This window comes from Leptospira haakeii (assembly GCF_002812045.1).
In the GTDB taxonomy this organism is placed as follows: Bacteria; Spirochaetota; Leptospiria; order Leptospirales; family Leptospiraceae; genus Leptospira_B; species Leptospira_B haakeii.
The window spans coordinates 103,307-128,061 of record NZ_NPEG01000007.1 but is presented as its reverse complement, the minus strand read 5'-3'; the positions used below and the strand labels follow the sequence as shown (position 1 = coordinate 128,061).

Here is a 24,755-nt window from a genome sequence, read left to right as displayed (position 1 = left end):
ATCTTAAAAAGTATTGGACGAATCATGAAAATCACTCATCCTGACAAGCAGTAGGATGAAGTTAGTAATTAACATCCCTTGTTATAACGAAGAAAAAACTCTTTCTACGGTGCTCGCTGAGATCCCTAAAAAGATCCCCGGTATCAAAACGATAGAAATTCAGATCGTGGATGATGGTTCCACAGATCGTACCTCAGAGATTGCCGCTTCATACGGTTGTAAAATTATTTCCCACAAAAAAAACTTAGGACTAGGTAGAGCTTTCAAGTCCGGAGTAGAAGTTGCTCTAGAAAGTGGCGCGGACATTTTTGTAAATACCGATGCAGACAATCAGTATCCTTCCTCTAATATTTCCGATCTAATTGCTCCAGTCGTAAATGGTTCTGCGGACATAGTGATCGGAAATAGAGAGCCTTGGAAGGTGGAATATTTTTCTCCTTTAAAGAAAACTCTACAATGGTTTGGGAATATGGTTGTTCGAAATTTAATCGGTACTGATATTCCGGACACAGTTTCCGGATTTAGAGCCTATTCCAGAGAGAGTCTTTTAAGGCTGAATGTAACTACTAAATTTTCTTATGTTTTAGATACGATCGTGCAAGCAGTCAAAATGGATCTGACTGTTTCTTCAATACCGGTCCCTACGAATCCACCAACTCGAAAGTCCAGGCTATTTAAAAATATTTTCCAACATATGTGGAAGTCCGGAACTTCTTTGATAAGGTTATTGATCATCTATAGACCTTTTCAATTTTTTGGCGTTTTAGCGGTTACCGCGTTTATTCCTGCGTTGGCAATTGCGATCCGGTTTCTGATCTTTTTCTATTTAGGGATTGGAAAGGGGCATGTGCAATCTCTATTATTTGCCGTAGTATTAGTAATTATTTCTGGGTTGTTCATGGTCTCCGCGATCCTAGCTTTTTTGATCGGGATGAATCGCAAATTGCATGAAGAAATTTTGTATTATGAGAAGAAGAGAACCTTTTCAAAGCAGTAAATATAGGTTCTTAGGGTTTTATTTTAAAGTTTGATGAATCTTTTTATAATAAGAAGCAATTAAAAATACTGCTCCGTCACCAATTGTTGTTATAAATCGTAAGATAACACTAAGTCCGATCGCGATTCCTGGCTCATATTGTGAAGAAAGACTCGCAACTATAATCGCTTCCCGGATGCCGAGGCCTGCAGGTGCTCCAGGTGTCAAATATCCAAGTATCCAAGACCAAGCAAAAGCGGTTGTTAAGAGGAAGATATTGCTATCCGGATATTCGAATATATTTTTTGCAATAAGATCTAAAACAATTCCAATATTAAAAAATGTGATAATATATAAAACACTTACTTGAATTAAAGCGAATAATTTAGGAATTCGTAATTGAACTCCTCCTGTAAATTTCAGTAATCTTCCTTTTGCATATCGATTTACTATAAAAAAGAAAAATTTTGGAAGGAATAATGCAACTAAGGCCAATACAATAAGCTGGATGATCACGATTCGAGAATCATGAAAGCTTTGAAAACTGTAGAAAAAAAATCCGAGAACGCTGATGGATATTCCAGCGATTGCTAAAATAGCCGATTCTATGAAAAGGGTTTGGAGTGTTGTTATAATTGGAACTTCTTTTTCGTTCGCTAAAACGACTCTTCCAACATGTTGGCCGATATTACCAGGAAGATACTTTCCAAATTGTGAGACAGATATTATCCTTAACGTTTCCTTCCATTCTATTTTTGCGCCGTAGTCTTTTAGGAGGATGAACCAAATGGTTCCTGCAATTAAAAAATTCCCCGTATATATGAATAAGGCGAGGACACTAACTAAAACGGTTTGGGCATTCCAATGGATATATGGTAAATTTTGATAGTTTCGATACAAATAAAAGGCGAAAAAACCGAAAGAGATGCAAACGAAAAGAAGAGTTAATATAAACTTTATTCTTTTTTTATTCATCAATTAAAACCTAAGATTTTTTTTACAAACGAATATTAAAGTCGGCATCCATGGCATTAAAGGAATATAAATCCAAGATGGCAATAGCGAGGTGACGAATTTAATGATAGGATGTTGGGACTCTATTTCCGCGTATATCTGGATTGCCTCCAATGTTGCCTCTTTTACTTCGAATCCAGTCTCTTTTAAAATCGAAAATGCGGCCGATCTTGAGAGTGGGAAGCAATCATAAAAATCTCCTTCCCCACTTAGTCTTACATATAAATCAGAAAAAAAACGTGGGAGCCAACTCAGCAAAGGTAGTTTATAATGAGGTTCAATGAGTCTCCAACGATTAGGGACAGCCAAATATAACATCCCATCTTTTTTTAATACTCTGGAGATTTCTTTCAGATGATCTATTTGCTTTTCATAATTGCCAACGTGCTCTATAACATGATTTGTAATTACTAAATCAAAGTATTCCTCTTTAAAAGGAAGTTTTGTGTCTTCTATTTTTTTGAAACGTATGTTTTCGACAGTTTGTCTTTGATCATTCACATCGACAGAATTTACTTCTGCAAATATTTTCGTAAAATAAGCAGCGATAAAACCGGATCCGGTCCCCACTTCGAGTAAGGTCCCTTTCTTACGTAGTCCGAATTTTTCTGCAAGAAGATGGATTTTTTTCGCTTTTTGATATCTTGAGCTTTCATCTAAAATCGCATGCGGTTTTAAATCCGTATTTTCTGATTTTGCCATCGTTATTTCTAATTTGATTCGGATTCTAACAAATCTGAAAATTTACTCACCATTAAGGATTGAGAATAGATTTCCCTGGTGGCGGCCGCGGAAGAGCGGGTCCATTCTTCTTTTTCTTTTTGTGACTGAGAAAGTAATTCTAGGATTTTATCGATCCATTTTACGGGGTCATTGGGAGAAACTTGAAAACCGGTAACACCGTCTTTAACCGCATCTGATAGGCCTTCCAAATCGCTCGCGATCAATCTGCATCCAACAGACGAGGCTTCGATGGCCACTAATCCGAATCCTTCTCTGTCAGTGCTCTCGGGGATTTTTATGTTAGGCATAACTACCAGAGAGCTATAACGAATATAATTTACAATTTCGTTTCCTGGGATTGTTCCTAAATATACTACCTTAGGGCAGGAAAATAATTCTTCAGCATATGCAGGATCGTTTATGGTACCGGAAATGAAAAAGCATACTTCATCAGGTAAATTGGGTAAAACTTCTTTAGCAAACCACAAAGAGCCTTTTCGAGGGATTAATCTTCCGAAGTAAAAAATTGGATGTTTACTGACCGAATATTTATCCGGCTTTGTGAAAACATTAGGTAGATTAGAAGTGAACCCTTGGTTTGGTAATGAGGGTACAATAATTAACGTATTATCAAATCCTTTTGAAATTGCTAAAGATTGTGTTGAACGTGAATTTGTAACAATTTTAAAGAAAATCTTTCGGATACTTACAATTAAATTAAGAACGAATCCGTATATAATTGAACTAAATCCATTCCGATTCGAATATACTAAATCCAGTCCATGTAAGACTGAGATACGTTTTGCCTTTCTATTTACTAAAAAATGAACAAAGGCAGCCGGAAACAAAAGTGTATCAGTAAATACGATCCGATCGAATTTTGGTCCATACAATAAGCAAAATAGAGTTACTTTTGCGATAAAAATCCCTAGTGATAATAAGGTAGGAGGCTTGCCATTGCTTTTTCCTGGAAGAGTTAAAAGTTTTATATTATACTTAGTCAATAAGCCAGAATAAAGCTCAAAGGAATAAGTTTCCATTCCCCCAATAGCGGGTGGCCATTTTCTTGAAATAAATAGTAATCTTGGTTTTGATAAATTTTTATTGCTCAATAACTAATAGAAAAGTTTACTTTTTGCAAGCGTCAATATATTTCTTGGTTAGCATTGTTTCGTTTGGGAAATGGTTTTCAATCTTCCAAGTAAAAAAGACTATAAGAGATTACTGAGGAAACGCCTTCTCCGCTTTATCTCCCACATAATTCCAATGCCCCATCTTACGATCCTGTCTTGGATCGGACTTGCCGTAAAGATGTAGAGTGTACCTTTCATCCGAAAGATACTTCGCCCAAAGAGTGGAATCAGGTAGATAATCTTGTCCTAAGATATTTTTCATGGAAGAAGGTTGAGAAGAAAGTTCAGAAGGAAGGGGAAGTCCTGTAAGACATCTCAATTGAAGTTGGAACTGAGAGATATTTGCTCCGTTTTGGGAAAAATGACCTGAGTTATGCGGTCTAGGAGCAAATTCATTTAGAACAATTTTATCACCTTTGATAAAAAATTCTAATCCGAATACACCAACATAATCTATTCCTTCTGCCAGGATTTTAGCGGATTCTATCATTTGTTTTTTGATCGAGTCCGAAAAATTTCCAGGATGAATGGTCGTATCCAAAATATGATTTTTGTGAATATTTTCGGAAGGGGAATAACAAAGTATATTTCCCTTTTGATCTCTTGCTAAGATCACAGAACCTTCTTTATCGAATTCATACCATTCTTCTAAGATTAGATCTAACGGTTCTTGTCCGAGTGAACCAACCCAGGCTCTGAATTCTTCTTTGGTTTTGAATTTAGTTTGTCCTTTTCCGTCGTAACCGAAGGAAGAAGTTTTTAATACTGCAGGGAACTTGGATGTCTCTGCTGCCTTTGTTGCTTCTCCTTTGTTTGTGATCGGATAAAAAGGTACAGTAGGAAGTTCTAATTTAGAAAATAATGTTTTTTCTCTGATCCTATGTTGTGCGATGCGGATGCACTCGGGACTCGGGAAAACCGGAAGAGAATTTTTTTTTGAATATTCGGAGATAAAATTTAATTCCGCGCCTGGTATATTCTCGAATTCGAATGTAAGTGCGTCTACGGACTTTAGAAATGTTTGAAGTGAGCTTTCGTCCTCATAAGGAGCAACTGTTTCGGAAGCTCCGGCTAAGGAAGCAGGACTGTTTCTTTCGGGAGAATAAACGGATACCAGATAACCCATTCGGATTGCTTCTTGGGCGAACATTCTTCCGAGTTGTCCTGATCCCATCACTCCAAGTCTTGCAGGAGGAACTAGAATTTTTGTCATATCAGGTCTTTATTTTTGGACAATGCTTCTTCTCTGATATCGTTTCTGTATTGTTCCAATTTTTGTGATAATGTTTCGTCTTGTAAGGACAATATTCTTGCAGCGAGTAGTCCCGCGTTTTTTGCTCCTGCAGTTCCGATCGCAAGTGTTCCGACTGGAACTCCTCCTGGCATCTGCACTATGGATAAAAGACTGTCCATTCCTGATAAGGCCTTGCTTTGTACAGGTACACCGAGCACGGGTAGAGTAGTGAGAGAAGCCACCATTCCAGGAAGATGTGCGGCTCCACCAGCGCCAGCGATGATGATCTCAAAACCTTTGGATCTTGCAGATTTAGAAAATTCGAATAATAACTCTGGAGAACGATGTGCGGATACGATTTCGGTATGACATTCTATTCCAAACAGTTTTAGGACGGTAACCGCTTCTTTCATGGTTTCCCAATCGGAACTGCTTCCCATTATAATAGCAACTTTCGTTTTCACACTTGCAAATTCCCTTAAGATCGATCTCTAGGCAAGTCCGAAAACATTTAAGAACCGTTGGTCCTGGAATTTAATTCTTCTACCGCTCTTTCTAATCTCATTCCTCTGGACGCCTTTGCTAAAAGATAAGAGCCGGGAGGCACTTCTTTACGGATCGTATCTACTAAGTTTTTGAGTCCTTCTTCATCGCCTGAAAAGGAGAAGGATAGAAGTCCCTGATTTGCTTTTTTTCGGAAACTCTTGAGTGCGTGAGAAGATTCTGTTCCGAATAGAAAGATACCTTTGCAGTTCTTTAAACTTGCTGCAAAACTTCCGATCTCGGTATGGAATTTGCGGGAATAATTCCCCACTTCTTTCATGTCACCTAACACTGCGTAAAATCCTTCTTCTCCAGATATCTGTGAACATGCCTCTAGGGAAGATAACATGGATTCTCTATTTGCATTATATGTGTCGTTCAGGATTTTATAATTCCCTACCTGGAAATCCAAACGTTTGTCGCCGGCTCTAAAGTTTTTAATGCCGTTCTGTATCCATTCAGTAGGAGTTCCAATATCTTCCAAAAGGGAAACACATAACGCTAGGTTTTCCAGTAACTTGATCCCGGGTAGGCTCCAATCCAGTATAGAATTTAAGAATGAGATCTTAAATCCGTCCCGATTGGTTTCTAATATCTCTATTCTTCTTTTAAGCGGGACCGATTTGAACTTGATCCCGTAACGTAGGCATCGGCGCTTTAGGAAATTCTTATATTCTCCCGTTTCTGGATAGAATAGCAATCCACCTTTGTTCATTCCTTCCAGGACTTCTGCTTTCGCTTTTGCGATCCCTTTTCTGGAACCTAATAATTCTATATGTGCTGTCCCAATAGTAGTGATGAGTGAATAATCCGGTCTTGCCATTTTGGTCAGTCTGGAAATTTCACCAGCATGGTTCATTCCCATCTCACACACTACGTATCTAGTCTTAGAGTTGATATTGAATAACGTGAATGGAACTCCTATCTCGTTATTATAATTTTTTTCAGTGACCAGCAAACCTTCTTCCAAAGGGGAAAGGCAAGAGGATAAGATCTCTTTTGTGGTGGTTTTTCCGCTGGAACCTGTGACCGCGATCAATATCGGATTAAATCTGGATCTATGGAATGTAGCGAGCTTTCCTAAAGAGAGTAATGTGTCTTTGACTTGGATCGCTTTTGATCTTTGTTCTGAGCTAAGGCTTTCCAAAATTGGATGATCCTTCTCACATAAAAAATACGAGGCTCCTTTTTCCAAGGCATCTAATATAAATTCATGTCCGTCCCTATTTCCTCTTAAAGGTACGAATAAGGACCCAGGCTCCACCATTCCGGATGCTGTACTGATGTTTGTGATCTCCGATTCTTTTTGAAAGGAAAAGTCGGATGGACTTTGTAGTATCCTTCTTACTGTTTCAGGATCGTATTGGAATGGGGCTTTCATCAGACCCAATATCTTCCTACCTAAAATACTCGCAGTCTATTTTTAAAAATTCCTCTTGCAAGCTTCCGGTTCCGGTTTTCAAGTATGCGGGATGCGAAAAACCAAGGTTGTTTTAATCGGTTTGGGAAGGATTGCTTCTTCCTTGGAAAAAGATCCGTATAGATCCAAACCTTGCACTCATTCCGGTGTTCTATTTTCTTCTTGGGGTAAAAGGAATTTTGAGTTTCTGGGAGGTATCGATCCTAATCCGGATAAAAGGGAAAAGTTTTGTAAGCAGTGGAAATTACCAGAGCACGTCACCTTCTCCGATCCTGATCATTTACCTTCTAAATATAAGCCTGATCTTGCGATCATCTCGAGCCCTTCCGAATCTCACTATAGAAATGCTCTCGAATGGATCGAAAGAGGTGTTAAGAATTTTCTGATAGAAAAACCGGTTTGTGAAACTTTTTTACAAGCGAAGGATCTGGAAAAAAGTTCCCGTAAAAAAGGGATCCGAATTTGGATCAATCATGAGAGAAGGTACCATCCTAAATATGTATGGGCAAAGCATGTTTTGGACTCTCAAAAGTACGGACCAATTCGTACGATCCGCGCTTCCGTTTTGACTTCCGCCTTAGCCCCTGGTAGGGCTTTCCAAGGAAGGACTGGACCATTATTCCATGATGGAACTCATGCGGTTGATTTGATCTATTGGTTTTTGGGAAAACCGGACCGGATCCGTTCTTCTTTGACTAGGCGAAAGGGAATCCCGATCGAAGATAGAGCACTCGCATTCTTGGAATATAAGTCCGGACCCGCCGTGTTTTTGGAAGCTGGGGGTGCTCGGAAGTATTTTCAATTCGAGATGGATATTATGACCTCGGAGGCCCGTATCCTTCTATCCAACGATGGTATGAGACTTTTCGTTTCTAAACCTTCCAAGAAATACAAGGGATTTAATAGTTTGACGGAAGTCTCATTTCCCGAAAAATCATTCCTCGGATCGAACCCGTTTATGAACCTTTATGCGGAGATGCGTAATGTTCTTACGGGAAAATCAGCAAGAATAACCGGGGATATCGGAGAGAATCTAGGCATCATGGAACTTTTACATAAGATCAAAACCGTCGCCGAAATTAGAACAGTTTCGTAAATCTAAAACCTATGCCTTCAAATTCCCAATCTACAAATTCAAATCAATTGCCTTCTTATTCCGCAAGAGGAAGATACTATAGAGGTAGCTTCTTTCTATGGAAAAAAATATTCAGTCTATTCTGGTATTATAAATTTGTAAGATTGTTTCTTTCTTCCAAATCAAGAGAGGAAAGAGAATTAGAATTTTATAAATCATTGGGATTCGAGTGTAGGGACTTCTTCCTGAAAATGGGAGGAGTGTATGTAAAACTTGGTCAGTATTTCGCATCTCTTTCTCACCTATTCCCTGAAAGTTTTACGGAACCTTTGCAGGATTTACAGGATCGTGTTCCTCCACATCCATTTTTAGAAATTAAGGTAAGATTCAAAAAAGAATTCGGGAAAGAAATCGCAGAAGTGTTTCCGGATATTTCAGAAACTCCTCTTGCATCTGCGTCCATCGCACAAGTTCATTCTGCCACTTTTAAAGGAGAGAAAGTAGCAGTTAAAATTTTATATCCCGGTATTGAAGATATTATCGAAAAAGATCTAAAGGCAGTTCGTAAGTTCTTAAAAAGGATCAACCGATTTTTGGTCACATTCGATTTCAAAATAGTTCATAAGGAAATAGCAAAATTAGTAGGAAGAGAAACAGACCTTCGTTTAGAAGCAGAGTCCATGGACCGTATGGCTAGGTATTTTGCGGAAGAGCCTGATTATGTTTTTCCTAAGTTAATTCCCGAGTGGAGCGGAAAGAGCGTTTTGACCGCTCAATTTATAGAAGGGAAACGTATAACTCAAGCTGGTACTTTAAAAAAAGGACAAGCAAAGTCGAGGCCGGTTGATCTTCTGATCAGAGCTTATATCCTTATGATATTTGAATATAGGTTTTATCATGCAGATCCTCATCCGGGAAATATGATCTATACTCCGGATGAAAAACTTTGTTTTATAGATTTCGGAGCAGTAGGGGAAATCCCTCCTAGCCAAGCTATCGCTCTTAGAAAGATCATTCTTTGCGCAATGACAAAGGACTATCCTGCGCTTGTTGAGGCTCTTGACGAGTTAGGACTTGTTTCTAAAAAAGCGGATAGAGAGAAGTTGGAAGAAGTAGTCCGTTATTCCATGGAAAAACTTTCTAAGTTTTTATCTGATACGGATTCATTTAAGAATATTAAGTTCGAACAGATCCATACTCCCGAAGATCTGAAATTTTTAAAAGAGATCAATTCAAGTCTTCGTGGACTTCTACGAATGATCCAATTACCGACCGCTCTTGTTCCATTGGAAAGAGTTCTAGGTCTTCTTGTTGGAATTACTGCAAATTTGGATCCATACCGCACTGTTTTGGATTATGGTGAAAAACCATTTAAGGGTCTGGTCTTCCAAGGAGAGAACCAATGGCAGAAGGTTCTAGTCCAGGAAGGTGGTATCTGGGGACAGGCGGTTTCTCTGCCTGGAGAATTATTACAGGCGGTTAAAAATTTAAACCGAGGAAAGCAGGCCTATAAACTTCCGGATCTGGAACAACATACTAAGAAGATGTATTCTTTAGGTCATCAGATCATCAGTGCCGCATTTACACTTTTTGGTATCCATTATGGAACCGATAGATTGGATAAAGGGATCGAAACTCAAGCAATGGTGGCTTACGGAGTATCCGTTTTCTTTGGAATCCTCCTTGCTCTATCCGTTATCAAAAATAAATTCAGCTCTAAAAGGAATCGTCAGTGAAATATTTCGAAAAGAAGTTCTTAGAGGTATATCCCCCTATCTTTATCATAAGCGTGATTGTTGGAACAGTTATAGATCTAGTTACCAAATACATCGCTATACTATATCTAAGACCTCATAACCCGATCGAATTGCTCGGAGATTTTTTCCGTTTAACTCTGACTTTCAATACCGGTTTTGTGATGGGTCTTTTTCAGGGCTTCCCAAGAACCTCTTTGGCTCTAACAGCGGTTGCTATCTTAGTTCTAATTGCGTATCGTTGGAAAAATTCTGATCTGGGACATCCTGCAGGTTGGGCTCTTGTAATGTCGGGAGCATTCGGAAATTTTATAGATAAGTTTTTTGTAAAAATTATCGGGATCGGAGCTGAGTTCGGATTTGTAGAAAATCGTTATGAAGGAAGGTTTATCGGAGTTGTGGACTTCCTAGACTTTGATTGGCCGAACTGGCTTTTGATTGATAGATGGCCTGCTTTCAACTTCGCAGACTCCTGCGTAAGCGTTGGGTTGGTAATATTGATCCTGACTATGAAAATCGAAGAGGATAAGAAGTAGTTTTGAATTTCCTACAACTTCCCATCTGGAAAAAGATAATAAAGAAAAAAGGGACCTCCAATCCTGAGATAATTCGTTTCCTGCGAGAGACCTCCGTATTCGGAAAATTAAAAAGAAGGACTTTGCACGAGATAGCAAGGCTTGTCCACGTTAGACAATATTCAGAGGGAGAGGAAATTTTCAGACAGGGAGAGGCCGGAGCAGGATTTTATATGATCTTTGACGGAAAGGTCGCGATCCGCTCTGTTAGAGACGGGGTCGAATTGGACCTGGCCCATCTTGATCAACATTCATTCTTCGGAGAACTTTCCTTGTTCTCCGAGGAGAGAAGGACAGCAACTGCGGTCGCGCAAGAACCTTCTACCTTACTCGGATTTTTCCAGCCTGATTTAAAAGAAATTATAGAGACCAAACCTAAGATTGGAATCGAGATACTTTTAAGTCTTACCGGAGTTGTGGTAGAAAGACTCCAGAAAACCAATCAGCTATTGGAAAAAGCATACTATAAGGGCAAACAAAAAAATGCCTGATACGAAACCGCTCTCTACATACGTAATCCGATCTATCTTTTTCTTTTTAGTAGGGGCGGCCATCGTATTTTTTACAATCGGCTTGCAACTTCTTATAGTGCCGATCGCTCTATCCTTAATTCTGTTCTATATATTTAACGGAACCATAAACTACTTCGAAACATTGGGAGTGCCCAGGATCGTTTCGGTTGCCATCCTCATTTTCTTACTTTGTCTTCCTATCTATCTGATTGCCACGGAGGTTGCGCCTCCGATCGTTTCTACTTTGCAACCTATCATGAAGAGTTGGAAACAGGATATAGATGATGCTAAGTTTAAATATCTGGTAGTTGGTTTCCAGCTTAGATTCAATGATTATCCTGCAAGCTGGGAAGATACAATTCGCCCTGATGAATTAGTAAAACAAGCAGCTGAAATGATTCATGCTCAGGTAAGCGGTTTGGTTTCTATAATTCCCACATTGATCGGATACTTGGTAGTTACACCATTATTCGCATTTTTGTTTCTGTTAAACGGGAACGGCGTATATAAGAATATAGTAAGTCTCGTACCGAATAGATACTTTGAAATGACCTTAATGGTAGCTTCAAAGATCAACGAACAGATTACTAATTATTTAAGAAGTTTGGTAATCCAAAGTGCGATTATTACTGCGATCTCTATGATCGGCTTCTATGTGATCGGCTTAAAGTTCTTTTATATTTTTGCTTTATTTGCGGGAATCGCAAACTCGATTCCCTATTTAGGACCTATTATCGGAATGGTTCCTCCATTATTCATGACTTTGACCCAAGGTGCGGGGATTTTTACTCCGAATTCGATCAACGACGGAATGGGAATGTATGAATTGATGGTTGCGATCTTGATTGTGGTATTAATCGCACAAGCGGTGGATAACTTTTTTGTTCAACCCGTCATCATTTCGGATGCAGTTTCTCTGCATCCTGTGATCGTCGTAGGTGCAGTCACTGTGGGAGGAAGCTTGCTCGGAATTGCAGGAATGCTTGTTGCGGTTCCACTCGCCGCCATCCTAAAAGTGACGATCGCTTCTCTTTATAGATCTATGAAAGATCATAAGCTGCTTTGAACAAAGCAGCTTTGGTTTCTTTACTCTGCTCCAATTCCTAAATAAACTCTGACTTTTTCAGATTCGAATTTTGCGGCAGCATTTTCGTCTGGAAACAATTTAGAAAAAATGAATGCAGAAATAAATGCCAAGGACATGGAAACGATCGCAGGGTTTTTTAAAGGAAAGATTGCCTGGTCGAATTTAAAAACATCCACCCAAACTGTAGGGCTAAATATTATAAACAAGGTCGCAGAAACAGAACCGATTAAGATGGAGAATACTCCACCTACTGTGCTAAAATTTTTCCAGAGAATGGATAGGAATAATGCGGGGAAGTTTCCGCTTGCCGCGATAGCAAATGCCAATCCCACCATAAAGGCAACGTTCTGATCTTTGAACAAGATCCCCAAAAGAATACTTACTATACTGAATACAACGGTCGCCTTCTTCGCAACAGAGACTTGTTCGTCTTCAGTTGCCTTACCTTCTGTAAATACATTGAAGTAAAGATCATGAGAAATGGTAGAAGCAGCTGCTAAAGTTAAACCCGCAACGACTGCAAGGATTGTGGCAAATGCTACTGCTGCGATAAATCCTAAAAATGGTGTGCCTCCAAGTAACTCAGCTAAAAGTGCGGCCGCCATATTTCCGCCCTTATCAATTCCCGCAATCTGTTCTCTTCCGATGAGAACTGCCGCAGCGAAGCCTACGATCGGAATGATGATATAAAAATAACCTATGAAAGTGGTGGCATAAGCAACGGATTTTCTGGCTTCTTTTGCATCAGGCACAGTGTAAAATCTCATTAGAATATGAGGTAAACCTAATAGACCGAACATTAAGGCAAGTCCCAAGGAAATAGAATCAATTGGGCTTGAAGCAAAACCTCCTGGCTCTAATGCTGTTCTCCCGAATTTTGTTTCTACTGCGGAGAATAAATTTTCCAAGCTGAAACCGAATTGTGCCATTGATAAAATTACTAGCAGGGTGACTCCGAAAAGAAGAAGGCATGCTTTGATGATCTGTACCCAAGTGGTTGCAATCATTCCACCGAACAAAACGTATAAAAGCATGACCCCGCCAACGATCAGGACAGCCAACTCATAAGGAAGTCCAAACATTAGGTTGATCAACTTTCCAGAACCAACGATCTGAGCGATAGAGTAGGTAATCGTTACTAAAATCCCGCCGACGGATGCGACGATACGAATAGGTTTTTGTTTTAAACGAAAAGCTAATACGTCTGCAAAAGTATATTTTCCTAAATTACGCAATGGCTCCGCTAAAAGGAACATGAGCGCCGGCCAACCTACGAGCCAACCGACCGCATAGATGATCCCATCATAACCTTTTAAAGCTACCATTCCTGAAATTCCCAAGAAGGAAGCCGCGGACATGAAATCTCCTGAAAGAGCTAGACCATTTTGGAAACCTGTAATGGACCTTCCCGCAGCATAAAACTCACTGGAAGTTTTGGTCTTTTTAGCGGCCCAATAAGTAATCCCCAATGTGAGAATTACAAATACTACGAAGAATAGAACGGAGATGAAGTTAGGTTGCCCAAGAGAGGATTCCATTATCTATTCTCCGATTCTAATTTAGATTTTAATACTTCTACTTCTTGGTCGTAATATCGATTGGCCCAGAAAACATATAAGAATGTGAGTAACCAGGAAAATAGGATTACGGATGCGCCCGCATATAATCCGTAATTGCCGAAATTTCCTAACTTTTGCGTAATCCATTCCTTTTTTAAGGCGATGATGAGTATAAATCCATAATAGTTCAGGAATAGGAAAAACAATAAAACGAAACTAACTGTCCATCTAGTCCGTACTAATTTTTTAAACTCGATGGATTCGATCAATTGATGAGCTTTTATCTTCATATGAAGTCCTTGGAACGGCGGAGAGAATAGAATTATACCTCCGGTTGGCAAGGATAAAAAGCTTTTTTAAAATAAACCGTTGATACCGTTTATGTTAACAGTCTTGATGATCTCTTTCTCTTGTTCTGTCTCTGCCACTTTCCAAGTGACTCCTGTTGGAGTGGAAAGTAGACTTCTTCCTATCCTTTTTTTACCGAAAGGAAGACCGTAACCGGAACTACGTACTAAGAACATCCCGTACTGAGAGGAAAGATCCGCGTAATTTTTAAGATCTTGGGAATAGTTCGTACCGTTATCCGAAACAGAATCCAAATGGAATGCCAAATTAATCCTGTCAGATTTTAATTTTTCCAGCTTGGATTTATCTTGGATCTCTTTACCTGCAAAGATCCCAAAACGAAATCCCCCTAGGATCAGAGAGTCTTCGCCCGAGCCAGGGATTGCAGGAGAATCTTCGGAAGATAATCCTTTTACATCGTACCAATCTACTAATACTATATTCTGCACGATAGGAATAGAGAATCTTAATTTACCCTCGTCGTCTCTTCGGAACATTCCTCCGCCAAAGATCGCACCTTTATAAACTTCTGAGATTGCGAATATCTCATCTAAAAAAGTTTTGGCACGAGAAGCCAATGATTCAGGAGAACCGTTTCCTCCTCCTGGAAAGTATAATGGAAGAATGAGGAAATCCGATTTTTCCTTAGAAAGTTTGGTTCTTTGTTCAGGAGAAACCGGTTGGGATAGATCCTTTTGGAAAAGGGTAATTTTTACTGAGGTCACTCTTTACCTGCGACTTTGAATTTAATCGGAAAGTATGGAAGGGTCCACACCGAAACTATCGTCTTCTCCGTCACCGGACTCTGTACCAGGACTTAAAATTTCTGCTTCAGGAGTAGCAGCTGCAGCCTTGATACCGAATTCTTTTTCCATCTCCTCAGCGGAAAGTTCAGGAACTCCGCCGAAAAGATCTCCGTTTTCCAAACGTTCGGAAAACGCCAGAGCATAACAATAAGATTCCATAATACACTGCTTTATTGGTTTCTTATTCAATCTCTTTTTGGATTCCATCAGATCGAAAGTCATTAAAGTTTCCATATTGGTCACGATCTCTTTTTTGCCTTTCATATCCGCGATCAATTTGGAAAGAAGTTCAGCTCCCTTCTGGAGAAAATCCTTAGCGGTAACTCTTACGTTACGCGACTGTTGGCTTCTTTTAGTTTCCAGGGCAGAAGTTTTTTTGGAGGCTTCAATATAATTTGCGCCTGGATTTTTGAGATGGTTTTCCAGTTCTTTGTAATACTGGTCGTAGATCCTGAATTGTTCGTGGATCCCTCTGGTCGTCTCATAAAGATCGATCAGTTTTTCACGGTAATCGATTTTAGATCCGGCCGCGATTGTGGGTTTTAGATCTATCTTCTTAGTAGTCATTACGAAGGAATATTCCTCGTCGAACTCCTTGAAAAATAACCAGGTCAAGAAGGCTTTGTCCCCCGCTGGGAGAAGTTCATGTTCTCCCCTGGCATCATGACGTTTTCTTAATTGATCCAAAGGTAAAGATCTCATGAGTTTTAGGCCGTATTTCAGCTCTTTGCTAAGGCCTTCTTCCGGATCGATCGGTTTTTCTTCCGGAGATTCTTCGGTATCTTCTTCTTCTGGATGAACCCCACCGGAGATTTCGTCTAACTCTTCGCCCTGTTTTCTTTGGCCTAGTTTTTCTTCCGGAAGAATTCCCAGAACATTCTCCATATATGTGCTCAAAAGAGGGATATTTTTGTCCTCACTTCTGAGAATCGCAAGGTAGAGTTTATCAAAAATGGTTCCGTAGAGGACATCGAATTCTTGTAGTGCCCTTTTTCTTTTGGTATTATAAACTGTAGCTGGTTTACCTTCCAGCTTTTCCAAAGCCTGGTAGCCCAAGGTTACCGCTTTTACATAAGAACCTTGGAACGGATACATATAATACAGTTTTTTGAATATAGAATAGAGAGGTTGTCTCACTCTAGTGACCGCTACAGGAAGATCGGGAGCCGCGTTATGCCCTTCTAAAAGCTGATTCAGCTCAGTGCTATCATAGGCTTTGTGCATTCTACCAAGTAGTTCTATGTAGAGAGGATTTTGTCCGTCGAGTTCCTTTGCGATTTTAGAAGCGTATGCAGGGTTTCCTAATAGGTCGTTCCCTACGAAGTTCATTTCCAGAAGCGCTTTTTTTCCTGCGATATTCAGCTCGGACATAAAAGCAGGTAGAAGGTCACTGGAAGAAAATGACGTTACGCGGGAGATCCAGCATTTGAATCGGACCGCCATACGATTGAAAAAATTTCCCATTTCATCTTCTAATGCCTTACGATCCATGATCGGGTTTGGTTTAGAAGGTGCTTGTTTTACGGATGATCTTCCCGATTGAGAAGATTGGTTTTGTCTTGGGTCTCTTCCCCCGGCTTGGCTTCTTGCACCTTGGCGGACTTGGGGTTGCTCTTTTTGTTTGCGAAGAGATTCTTCCCTTTTTTTATCCTTATCAGAGACTACTTTTCCGCCGGCGGACTGGAACTTGTCGAACATTTCCCGCCTGGCTTTATCATCTAGGTTATTAGCACCGATACTTTTTCTGGTTTTATCGAATTCGGACATGGACTGGATTCCTTGGAAACCGCTCTGATTGTATCTTGGCTTTCTGGCGAAATAAATCAACAAAGATACTTATTTCTTGACATACTCTGAATTCCTGGGCCTGTTATTTTCCCATGATTCTTAAAAGTCTCGCCCGAGAAAATCACCTGGTACTTTCGGTCCAGGAGGATATCTTGATGGATAATTCCAGGGACTTTTACCTGGAGTTCGAGGACAGCGTTCGGGAGGGATACCCCCCCGTGGTCAGTTTTCATTTGGGTCTCGTAAAGTTTATCGACTCTTCTGGGATCGGCATTATCATCAAAGTCAGAAATCAGATCAGGGACCATCAAGGAACTGTAAATATATTCGGGCTAAATAAGTCCCTACATTCCGTTTTTAGGCTTTCCGGTCTAGACAGAATTGTAAATCTGTACACCATCGAAGAATTTCTGGAGAAATACCCCGACTTTCGGGAATTTCTGACAGTAGAATGAACCGGAAACTCTTCTAAAAAGTTCCAACAAATAGATGAATCAATTCGGCAAGAGTCCTGTAATGAATTTTTCACTTTTAGATTTTATGAAGGGAAAAGCTCTCCGTACTTCCCTGATCCTTTTTTTAGCGTTTAGTTTCTCCGGGTGTTATCCTTATTTTTTTAAGGACCGGATGTTCCGCTCCGAAGGAATGGGGTTTTTTACGATCAGCGTTTCTGACCTATCTGATTTTGATAAAACTTCCAAGAATGAAGATATTAAATTGGAGCATCCTATCCAATTGGATCAGGCCAAGATTAAAGATTACTTTGGAAATTTAAGATATTCTAAACGTTCTTCCGTAGGTTATTTTTCGGATTTTGTATTTTCAGATCACGAATTGGATCTACTCGCAAGAGACCTTCCTTATACATTAAAAAATCTGCCGAACGATAAACTTCTTCTTATAATCTCCAAATATGATGATACACAATCGGTGATCTCCTTCGACGAGGTTACTAGTTGTGTTCTTTGGGCGGCAGAAGGTAAGATCAATCTTCTATTCGGACGGGTCAAACGTGAGCTTGTGGATAGGGATGCTGCCCTGGATTTTAGCCGTTGGACCAGGATCGAAAAAATCAGATTAGCTCACGGTTTTGACGGAACTGAGATCGCAGAAGGCGAGAATGTGGACTTCGGGCAGATCGATGGACTTCCATTACGCAAATGGGTAGTTTTCGATATGAAAAATCCGAGTAAATACAAGTTCACTCCTAGAAAACAGTACCAGCCTGTCAAACTCACCGACGAAAACGACAGACCTTGATCCGGAAGGGATTCGAGCATGGATGCGGAAAATTGCTGCTTAAATCCTGCGATTACGGACCCTAAAGACTTAATATCTTTCGAATATATCAATCCTGAGGTTTTGGATCTAATCAAAAAAGATCCAAGATTTCAAGAAGGTAGCCGGATGGTCTCCTTGGGAGAATTGAATCTGGCTACTATGAAGTATATCCAGGGAATGATCCAAAAGGAAACTTCAGAATTGAGTTCCTTGGAAGAAGAAGTTAAAAATAGTCTGGAAAACCAGGAATTGATCTCTGAAGATCTAAACCAAACATTTCAATCCGGATTAACTTTCGGGCAAAGGGTCGCGGATAAGGTGGCTGACTTCGGAGGAAGTTGGACATTTATATCAATGTTCGGATTGTCCATGGCGGTATGGATCAGTATCAATGTATTCTTCTCCATTTGGAGATTTGATCCTTATCCATTTATCTTGCTTAATTTACTTTTATCTACTTTAGCTGCGATCCAGGCACCTATCATCATGATGAGCCAGAATCGACAAGAAGCAAAAGATAGAGCCAGATCCGAGATGGATTACAAGATCAATCTAAAGGCTGAGCTTGAGATCCGACATCTTCATGAAAAGATTGATCATATTCTCAAGAACCAATGGAGAAGGTTGACTGAGATCCAGCAAATCCAGATGCAGATGATGCAAATATTAGGAAATCGTAAATAGAGTATCTGCGGCCTTAGACGGCCGCTGCACAACGTTTACAAAGACCGTTATGTCTTTCTTCCGCAGGATGTCTCCAACAACGAGGACATTCTTCTTCTTTAGGTTTTACAACTCTAACTGAAAAATGTTCGTCCGAATATTCAGACAATTGTTCTCTATCCGATTTTTCAAAACTAACCTGAGAAACGGTAAAGATCAATTCCAAGGCTTCTAAAGAAAAATCCTTTTGAAGTTTATTCTCCGATTTAGAGGAGATCTCTACTGCTGCTTCTAATGATTTTCCTAGTTTGCTAGCCTGTCTTGCAAGCTCCAAAGATTTATGGACTGTTTCTCTTGCAGTCAATGCTTCTTCGAACTTAACTTCCAGTTCTTTATTTCTGAAAGAAGAAAGATCCGGGAATTCTTCAGTAAATACTGACTCTTTCTTACCATTCTCTTTCCAAACTTCTTCCGCAGTGAAACTTAGAATAGATGCCGAGTATATACAAAGAGTTTCTAATATGATCTGGAGTGTAGTGCAGGAAGATTTTCTGGTTTTGGAATCCCTTCTGTCGCAATACATTCTGTCTCGGATCATTTCGAAATAATCTTGGGAAAGTGTTACAGTACAAAATAGAAGAAGTTTCTGATATACTTGGTGAAACTGATAATTCTCGTAATGGTTTTTTAATTCTTCTGCAAGTTGTGCCAGTTTGGATAGATAGTATTTATCTACTTCTTCCAAATCGGAAACATTTAGGTTTTGGTCTGAAGAATGTCCTGATAAGTTACCTAAAAGATATCTGAATGTGTTTCGGATTTTTCTGTAATTATCGGCGATGATCTTAAGGCCGTCTTTTCCGACTTTCACATCGTCTCTGAAGTCCTGAGAGCTGACCCAAAGTCTGAGTATATCGGCTCCATATACATTGATAATATCCGTGGTCGGGTCTATTCCATTGCCCAAGGACTTGGACATTGCTCTTCCTTGTTCATCCAAAACATATCCGTGAGTAAGAACGGATTTATAAGGAGGAATTCCGCGTAACGCCATGGAAGGCCAGAGGCTGGATTGGAACCAACCTCTATGTTGGTCAGAACCTTCCAGATACAGATCTGCAGGAGGTTCGTTGCCTCTTTCTTTTAATACTGCAAAATTAGAAACTCCAGAGTCGAACCAAACATCCAAAATATCTTTGCCTTTCCTGAAAGAGGAAGATCCACATTTGGAACATTTTGTATCAGAAGGAAGAAGTGAATCTGCAGGTTCGCTATACCAGATCTCTATTCCTTTGGCTCTTACAAGATCGGTGAAGAACTTTACGGATTTTGCATCTAGATGAGTTTCATTACAATTTTCGCAAGTGAATGCTGGGATTGGGACTCCCCAGTTTCTTTGTCTGGAAAGACACCAGTCGGGTCTAGTTTCTACCATGGAGCGAATTCTGGTAATTCCCCAATTAGGGATCCAGCTTACTTTGTCGATCGCTTCTAAGGATTTTTCCCTGAGTTGCTGGTAATCCATTTGGAAAAACCATTGTGGAGTCGCACGGAAGATTAAAGGTTTTTTACTTCTCCAGCTATGAGGATAACTATGCTCAAATTCAGAATAATGAAGAAGTAGATTTTTTTCTCTAAGTAATTCTACGATCTTAGGGTTTGCATCCCAGACCTTGATCCCTTTCATCATCGGGAATTCGTCAGTATATCTACCGTAATCATCTACAGGAGAATAAGGTTCCAAACCAGCAGCCAAACCGACCTTATAGTCGTCTTGTCCATGTCCTGGTGCAGTGTGAACTGCTCCAGTTCCTGCATCCAGAGTCACATGTTCTCCAAAAAGAGGAATAGAATCCTGATCCAAGAATGGATGGCGGAAGATCATTTTAGAAAGTGTTTCTTGGGAGACGGATTCTTTTTTAACGAGTTGGACTTCGGCAGCTTTTTCTACCGCCTCTTTTAGTCCATCTGCAATAAGTAATTCTTCTCCGTTAGGAGTTGCATAAAACGAATATGCGAATTTAGGATTAAAACTAATTGCAAGGTTTGCTGGAAGAGTCCATGGAGTAGTCGTCCAGATCAGGCAGAATTTTCCATCCTGCCCTTTGATAGGGAATTTTACGTAAATGGATGGAGATTTATGAGGATAATATTCTATCTCCGCTTCAGCGTGAGCTGTCGCAAGTTCTATACACCAATATACAGGCTTTTTGCCTCGGTATACATAACCTTTTTCGAATAGATCTCCGAAAACTTCTACGATCTTTGCCTCGAAATCGGGGCTCATCGTTTTGTAGATCTTACCTTCTTCCCAAAAACATAAGAAACGAGAAAGGTCCTGTCCTTGTTTTTGGACCCATTGTTCCGCATATTCTCTACAAAGTTTTCTTAATTCTTCCGGGCCGATCTCTCTTGCTTTTTTTCCAAGGTTCTTAAGTACCTGAACTTCGATCGGAAGACCATGACAGTCCCAACCGGGGATCATGTCCGTTTGGTAGCCCGCGAAAAATTTGGACTTAACGATCATATCCTTTAGGATCTTATTAAGCGCGTGTCCTGTATGAAAGTTACCGTTTGCATAAGGAGGTCCGTCATGAAGAATGAACTGAGGACGGTCCTTTCTTTTTTCCTGCATTTTGCGAAGTATCTTTTCAGACTGCCAGGTTTTGATCTGATCAGGCTCTCTTGTGGAAAGCCCGGCCTTCATAGGAAAATCCGTTTGAGGAAGTATTACGGTATTTGAATATGGATTCTTCTTATCTTCTTCTTTCATAGATTAAAATTCTATCTTCACTTTAGGGAGAAGTTTTCTTGCGGATTCTATTTGAGAAGGTTTTAAACCAGTCTCTTTTAGGATGAGAAGTCTTAGCTTAGGATGGCTTGCTAAAAATCCAAAATTTTTAGGAAAAACTGCAATCTTTCTGTTTCTAGCAAGATCCAAAACTTCCAGTTTAGGAAATCCCATAACTATATCTATATCAGATTCTTTGAATTCTATCTTATTAGAATCCAAATAAATAGCTTGAATGGAAGTCCCCGCCAGTTCTGTAGGAATTCCGACAAAATCGTTATTTCCCGCGAAAAAAAATCTAAGTTTAGAAAGTTTGGAAACTGAAGCGGGAAGTTTTTCTATATCATTTCCATAAATATTCAAATGTTCTAAATTACTCCAGTCTCCCGTGTTTTCAGGAAGAGAAGTAAGTTCGTTCATTCTAAGATCCAACCATTTTAGGTTCGGAAAATTGAATAGCGCAGGAGGAACTGTTCCTAACTTACCAAGGCCCAAATCTAATTTTTCGATAGAGGTCGGATTTTTAGAAGCCTCGTTTAAAATTTCAGAAGCAGGGCGTCTACAATCCGAAATAATAAAAGCAGCACAAAGAATTAAATAGGCGATACCGATCTTTTGGATGGATCTCATTTGAAAATTTCCTCTAAACCGGATTCATAAACCGATTTTAGTTCGTTCGAAGAGGCGGAAATCCCGTACCCTTGTATTTCGAGTTTAGGATCAGATTCTACAGTTCCGACAGAATGGAAGTCCAGGCCTTTAGAAGCAACGAGCGACTTGATACTTTCTTCTTTTCCTTTTTCGTAACCGATTAGAACAGAACCTGAACTTTCTCCAAAAAGTGTAAGATCCTTTCTGGATTGTTTGATCGCACTTAGATCCGCTTTGATCCCGAGTCCGGAGAGTATTACGATTTTTGCAAGTGCTACTCCGATCCCTCCTAAAGAAAGATCTTTAGCGAATGATAGGCTTGCGTTCTTTCTAAGAGAGACCAAAACTTCTAATAATGATTTTTCGTCGGAAAGTTCGAATTTAGGGATCTGGCCCTGCACTTTACCCAAAAAAGCCTTTTGGTATTCACTTCCACCCAGGCTCGGGTTAAATTTACCTATAAGAGCTAAACTAAGTCCTGCTTTCTTAGGAGCGCCCCAAACCGCTTCCTTCTGTTTGTCCAGAATTCCAACCATTCCGATGGTCGGAGTAGGGAAGATTGGTCCTTCAGGTGACTCATTATAGAAGGAAACATTTCCTCCTGTGACAGGAAGTCCTAAAAACCTACAAGCGTCTCCCATTCCTCGAACACATTCTGAAAACATATAATAGTTTTCTGGAATATAAGGATTCGCAAAGTTTAGGTTATTGGTTACGCCCAGAGGTTCTGCACCTGTAACAGCAACGTTTCTTGCCGCTTCGCAAACAGCGAGTGCTGCTCCCCAATACGGGTCCAAATAAGTGAATCTGGAATTACAATCCGTTGCAGTTGCCAACGCCATATCCGTATCAGGAATAGCGGACAATCCTCCGTCTGCGCCTGGTCCGATCAATTTGACTAGACCAACTTCAGTATCGTACTGCTCGATGATCGGTTTTCTGGAGGATATATTCCAAGAGTTTAATAGTTTAAGTAGTTTTTTGCCAGCTTCATTCTCTTGGAGATCTGGAGTGGAATCAGGAGTCCATGAAGAAACTTGATCCAAGTAAGCAGGACGTTTTGTTTCTCTTACGTATCTAGGAGCGCCTCCGCCTAAAACTAAAGTGTCTGCAGGGATTTTGGCTTTTAGATTTCCATCTTTATAAACTTCTAATAGACCTGTATCGGTTACTTCTCCGATCTGGACCGCATTTAGATTCCATTTTTTGAATATGGCAACTAACTCTTCTTCCTTTCCTTTTTCTGGGATTACCAACATTCTTTCTTGGCTTTCGGAAAGCATTGCTTCATAAGCATTCATTCCTGTCTCGCGGAAAGGAACCAGGTCCAGATTGATCTTCATTCCTGATTTTCCTTTAGCACTCATCTCAGAAGTAGCACAAGAAATCCCTGCTGCACCCATATCCTGGATACCTATTAAAAGTTTTTTCTGGATAGCTTCGAGAGATGCTTCCATTAGTAGTTTTTCCATAAACGGATCACCTACTTGGACAGCGGAACGTTTGGACTCTGATTCTTTAGTCAGATCCTTGGAAGCAAAGGAAGCTCCGTGGATTCCGTCTCTTCCTGTAGTGGAACCGACGATGAATACCGCGTTACCCACCTTTCCTCCGGTGGTCGCGCTTGCCATTTGATCATGCCTGACGATTCCTACAGTCATAGCATTCACCAAAGGGTTTTTGGAAAAACATTCATCAATGAATAGTTCTCCACCTGAGACTGCGATCCCGAGTGAGTTACCGTAATCTCCGATACCTTTGACTGCTCTGGATAATAAATATTTATTTCTTGGTTCGTCAGGGTTACCGAATCTAAGAGAGTTTAAGGATACGATAGGTCTTGCTCCCATTGTAAAGATATCTCTCATGATACCGCCTACTCCTGTGGCTGCACCTTGGTAAGGTTCCACTGCAGTAGGGTGATTATGACTTTCTATTTTGAAAACAACTGCCAGTCCTTGGCCAATATCCATGGCACCGGCGTTCTCTTCTCCCGCTTGGGCCAAAAGTTTATCAGACTTTGTAGGAAGAGTTTTTAATTGGAGGATAGAATTTTTATAAGAGCAATGCTCCGACCACATTGCGGAGAAAATTCCGAGTTCTGTGGAGTTAGGGAGTCTGCCTAGGATTTCCTGGATTTTGCTAAATTCTTCTGAGGTAAGACCGTGTTCGAGAGCGTCTTGGAGGGAGACGGATTCTTTTTCCATTACGGGACCAGTTTTTCGGACTTGGCCCCCACTGAAAACTATTTTAGGGCTGAAATCCCGTTCTTAGGGTTCAGATATTATAGTAGTTCCTACGGTAATAGAGAAGAGGCCTTTTAGAGTCATCGGATACCGCGAATAACACTCTTCCGATCACTATGGTATGGTCTCCTCCATCTACTTGTTTTTCCAATTCACATTCTATCCTTGCCAAAGTGCCGTTCAAGAAAGGCGCCCCGTTATGCCCTAGATCGCAGGCTAGTTTTTGGATCAGTTCATGTTTGTCTATTTTACCGGACGCGAATTGGTTGGAAAGTTCCTGCTGGTCGGACGATAGAATGTTCACTGTGAACAGACCAGAAGCAAGTAACGGATCATGACTTGCTATATTCTTTTGAAGGCTAAAAAGAACCAAAGGTGGATCCAAAGAAAGTGAGCTAAAACTGCTAACTGTTAATCCTCCGGCTCTAGTGGTATCGGAGAAGGTCACCACAGTTACTCCGGATGCAAAATGAGAGAGTGAATTTTTGAATTCGTCCGCGCTGAAAGACATACAATTTAAATTGTTTTAGAAAGAGTATTTGTAAAGTGGGAATTGTGAAAAAAATACCGGTTTTG

23 protein-coding genes are annotated in these 24,755 nt (G+C 40.2%); 9 read left to right on the top strand and 14 right to left on the bottom strand.

Annotation, left to right across the window (positions count from 1 at the left end; all coding sequences use genetic code 11):
- Positions 1-55: 55 nt before the first annotated feature.
- Positions 56-997: a glycosyltransferase family 2 protein gene (locus tag CH377_RS12670; RefSeq protein WP_100724153.1), complete on the top strand. Its 942-nt coding sequence runs from the start codon at positions 56-58 to the stop codon at positions 995-997.
- An 18-nt stretch (positions 998-1,015) separates the two neighbouring features.
- Here CH377_RS12670 and CH377_RS12665 read toward each other — a convergent pair whose 3' ends face one another.
- From CH377_RS12665 to CH377_RS12640, 6 genes are all read right to left on the bottom strand, one after another.
- On the bottom strand, positions 1,016-1,876 hold the full coding sequence (locus tag CH377_RS12665) for a lysylphosphatidylglycerol synthase domain-containing protein (protein WP_165780476.1): 861 nt from the start codon (positions 1,874-1,876) through the stop codon (positions 1,016-1,018).
- Between the two features lie 78 nt (positions 1,877-1,954).
- The gene (locus tag CH377_RS12660) at positions 1,955-2,692 is read right to left on the bottom strand and encodes a class I SAM-dependent methyltransferase (RefSeq protein WP_100724151.1); all 738 of its coding nucleotides are present in this window, start codon (positions 2,690-2,692) and stop codon (positions 1,955-1,957) included.
- Positions 2,693-2,700: 8 nt separating this feature from the next.
- On the bottom strand, positions 2,701-3,753 hold the full coding sequence (locus tag CH377_RS12655; RefSeq protein WP_100724150.1) for a glycosyltransferase family 4 protein: 1,053 nt from the start codon (positions 3,751-3,753) through the stop codon (positions 2,701-2,703).
- A gap of 181 nt (positions 3,754-3,934) precedes the next feature.
- Positions 3,935-5,059, bottom strand: coding sequence for a 5-(carboxyamino)imidazole ribonucleotide synthase (locus tag CH377_RS12650; protein WP_100724149.1), 1,125 nt, complete (start codon positions 5,057-5,059; stop codon positions 3,935-3,937).
- Positions 5,056-5,544, bottom strand: a complete 489-nt coding sequence (gene purE / locus CH377_RS12645) for a 5-(carboxyamino)imidazole ribonucleotide mutase (protein WP_100724148.1) — start codon at positions 5,542-5,544, stop codon at positions 5,056-5,058. Before purE ends, CH377_RS12650 begins: the two co-directional genes overlap by 4 nt.
- 47 nt (positions 5,545-5,591) lie before the next feature.
- Positions 5,592-7,004, bottom strand: coding sequence for a UDP-N-acetylmuramoyl-tripeptide--D-alanyl-D-alanine ligase (locus CH377_RS12640; protein WP_100724147.1), 1,413 nt, complete (start codon positions 7,002-7,004; stop codon positions 5,592-5,594).
- 91 nt (positions 7,005-7,095) lie between these two features.
- On the opposite strand from CH377_RS12640, the gene CH377_RS12635 reads away from it, so the two are divergent.
- Genes CH377_RS12635 through CH377_RS12615 form a run of 5 tightly spaced genes read left to right on the top strand, consistent with a single transcriptional unit; the run spans position 7,096 to position 12,025 of the window.
- Positions 7,096-8,139, top strand: a complete 1,044-nt coding sequence (locus tag CH377_RS12635) for a Gfo/Idh/MocA family protein (RefSeq protein ID WP_100724212.1) — start codon at positions 7,096-7,098, stop codon at positions 8,137-8,139.
- Between the two features lie 11 nt (positions 8,140-8,150).
- The gene (locus CH377_RS12630; protein ID WP_100724146.1) at positions 8,151-9,854 is read left to right on the top strand and encodes an ABC1 kinase family protein; all 1,704 of its coding nucleotides are present in this window, start codon (positions 8,151-8,153) and stop codon (positions 9,852-9,854) included.
- Positions 9,851-10,408: a lipoprotein signal peptidase gene (locus CH377_RS12625; protein WP_008594863.1), complete on the top strand. Its 558-nt coding sequence runs from the start codon at positions 9,851-9,853 to the stop codon at positions 10,406-10,408. Before CH377_RS12630 ends, CH377_RS12625 begins: the two co-directional genes overlap by 4 nt.
- Positions 10,409-10,410: 2 nt before the next feature.
- Positions 10,411-10,938 (top strand): cyclic nucleotide-binding domain-containing protein, encoded by a 528-nt coding sequence (locus CH377_RS12620; RefSeq protein WP_100724145.1) that lies wholly within the window; start codon positions 10,411-10,413, stop codon positions 10,936-10,938.
- Positions 10,931-12,025 (top strand): AI-2E family transporter, encoded by a 1,095-nt coding sequence (locus tag CH377_RS12615; RefSeq protein ID WP_100724144.1) that lies wholly within the window; start codon positions 10,931-10,933, stop codon positions 12,023-12,025. The genes CH377_RS12620 and CH377_RS12615 overlap by 8 nt, the downstream gene beginning before the upstream one ends.
- A 20-nt stretch (positions 12,026-12,045) precedes the next feature.
- Here the strand turns inward: CH377_RS12615 and CH377_RS12610 are convergent, their stop codons facing one another.
- From CH377_RS12610 to CH377_RS12595, 4 genes are all read right to left on the bottom strand, one after another.
- Positions 12,046-13,584 (bottom strand): sodium:solute symporter family transporter, encoded by a 1,539-nt coding sequence (locus CH377_RS12610; RefSeq protein WP_100724143.1) that lies wholly within the window; start codon positions 13,582-13,584, stop codon positions 12,046-12,048.
- Positions 13,584-13,895 carry a DUF485 domain-containing protein gene (locus tag CH377_RS12605; protein ID WP_100724211.1) on the bottom strand — a complete coding sequence of 104 codons (312 nt, stop codon included), beginning with the start codon at positions 13,893-13,895 and terminating at the stop codon, positions 13,584-13,586. The genes CH377_RS12610 and CH377_RS12605 overlap by 1 nt, the downstream gene beginning before the upstream one ends.
- 66 nt (positions 13,896-13,961) lie before the next feature.
- Positions 13,962-14,678 (bottom strand): amidohydrolase, encoded by a 717-nt coding sequence (locus tag CH377_RS12600; protein ID WP_100724142.1) that lies wholly within the window; start codon positions 14,676-14,678, stop codon positions 13,962-13,964.
- A gap of 21 nt (positions 14,679-14,699) precedes the next feature.
- Entirely contained in the window at positions 14,700-16,526 is a 1,827-nt protein-coding gene (locus CH377_RS12595; protein WP_100724210.1) for a hypothetical protein, read from the bottom strand.
- Positions 16,527-16,639: 113 nt separating this feature from the next.
- Between CH377_RS12595 and CH377_RS12590 the strand changes: the two genes are divergently transcribed.
- The 3 genes from CH377_RS12590 (at position 16,640) to CH377_RS12580 (ending at position 18,512) form a co-directional block, all read left to right on the top strand.
- Positions 16,640-17,002, top strand: coding sequence for an STAS domain-containing protein (locus CH377_RS12590; RefSeq protein WP_100724141.1), 363 nt, complete (start codon positions 16,640-16,642; stop codon positions 17,000-17,002).
- Between the two features lie 61 nt (positions 17,003-17,063).
- Positions 17,064-17,807 carry an LA_1326/LA_4305 family lipoprotein gene (locus tag CH377_RS12585; protein WP_100724209.1) on the top strand — a complete coding sequence of 248 codons (744 nt, stop codon included), beginning with the start codon at positions 17,064-17,066 and terminating at the stop codon, positions 17,805-17,807.
- A gap of 18 nt (positions 17,808-17,825) precedes the next feature.
- Positions 17,826-18,512: a DUF1003 domain-containing protein gene (locus CH377_RS12580; RefSeq protein ID WP_100724140.1), complete on the top strand. Its 687-nt coding sequence runs from the start codon at positions 17,826-17,828 to the stop codon at positions 18,510-18,512.
- A 13-nt stretch (positions 18,513-18,525) separates the two neighbouring features.
- On the opposite strand, the gene ileS is transcribed toward CH377_RS12580, so the two are convergent.
- The 4 genes from ileS to CH377_RS12560 all read right to left on the bottom strand — a co-directional run bounded on the left by ileS (position 18,526) and on the right by CH377_RS12560 (position 24,690).
- Positions 18,526-21,264, bottom strand: coding sequence for an isoleucine--tRNA ligase (gene ileS, locus CH377_RS12575; protein WP_100724139.1), 2,739 nt, complete (start codon positions 21,262-21,264; stop codon positions 18,526-18,528).
- Positions 21,265-21,267: 3 nt separating this feature from the next.
- Complete coding sequence (locus CH377_RS12570) at positions 21,268-21,912, bottom strand: leucine-rich repeat domain-containing protein (protein WP_100724138.1); 645 nt, start codon at positions 21,910-21,912, stop codon at positions 21,268-21,270.
- Positions 21,909-24,140 (bottom strand): phosphoribosylformylglycinamidine synthase subunit PurL, encoded by a 2,232-nt coding sequence (gene purL, locus CH377_RS12565; RefSeq protein ID WP_100724137.1) that lies wholly within the window; start codon positions 24,138-24,140, stop codon positions 21,909-21,911. The genes CH377_RS12570 and purL overlap by 4 nt, the downstream gene beginning before the upstream one ends.
- Positions 24,141-24,210: 70 nt before the next feature.
- On the bottom strand, positions 24,211-24,690 hold the full coding sequence (locus CH377_RS12560) for a flavin reductase family protein (protein WP_100724136.1): 480 nt from the start codon (positions 24,688-24,690) through the stop codon (positions 24,211-24,213).
- Positions 24,691-24,755 lie beyond the last annotated feature (65 nt).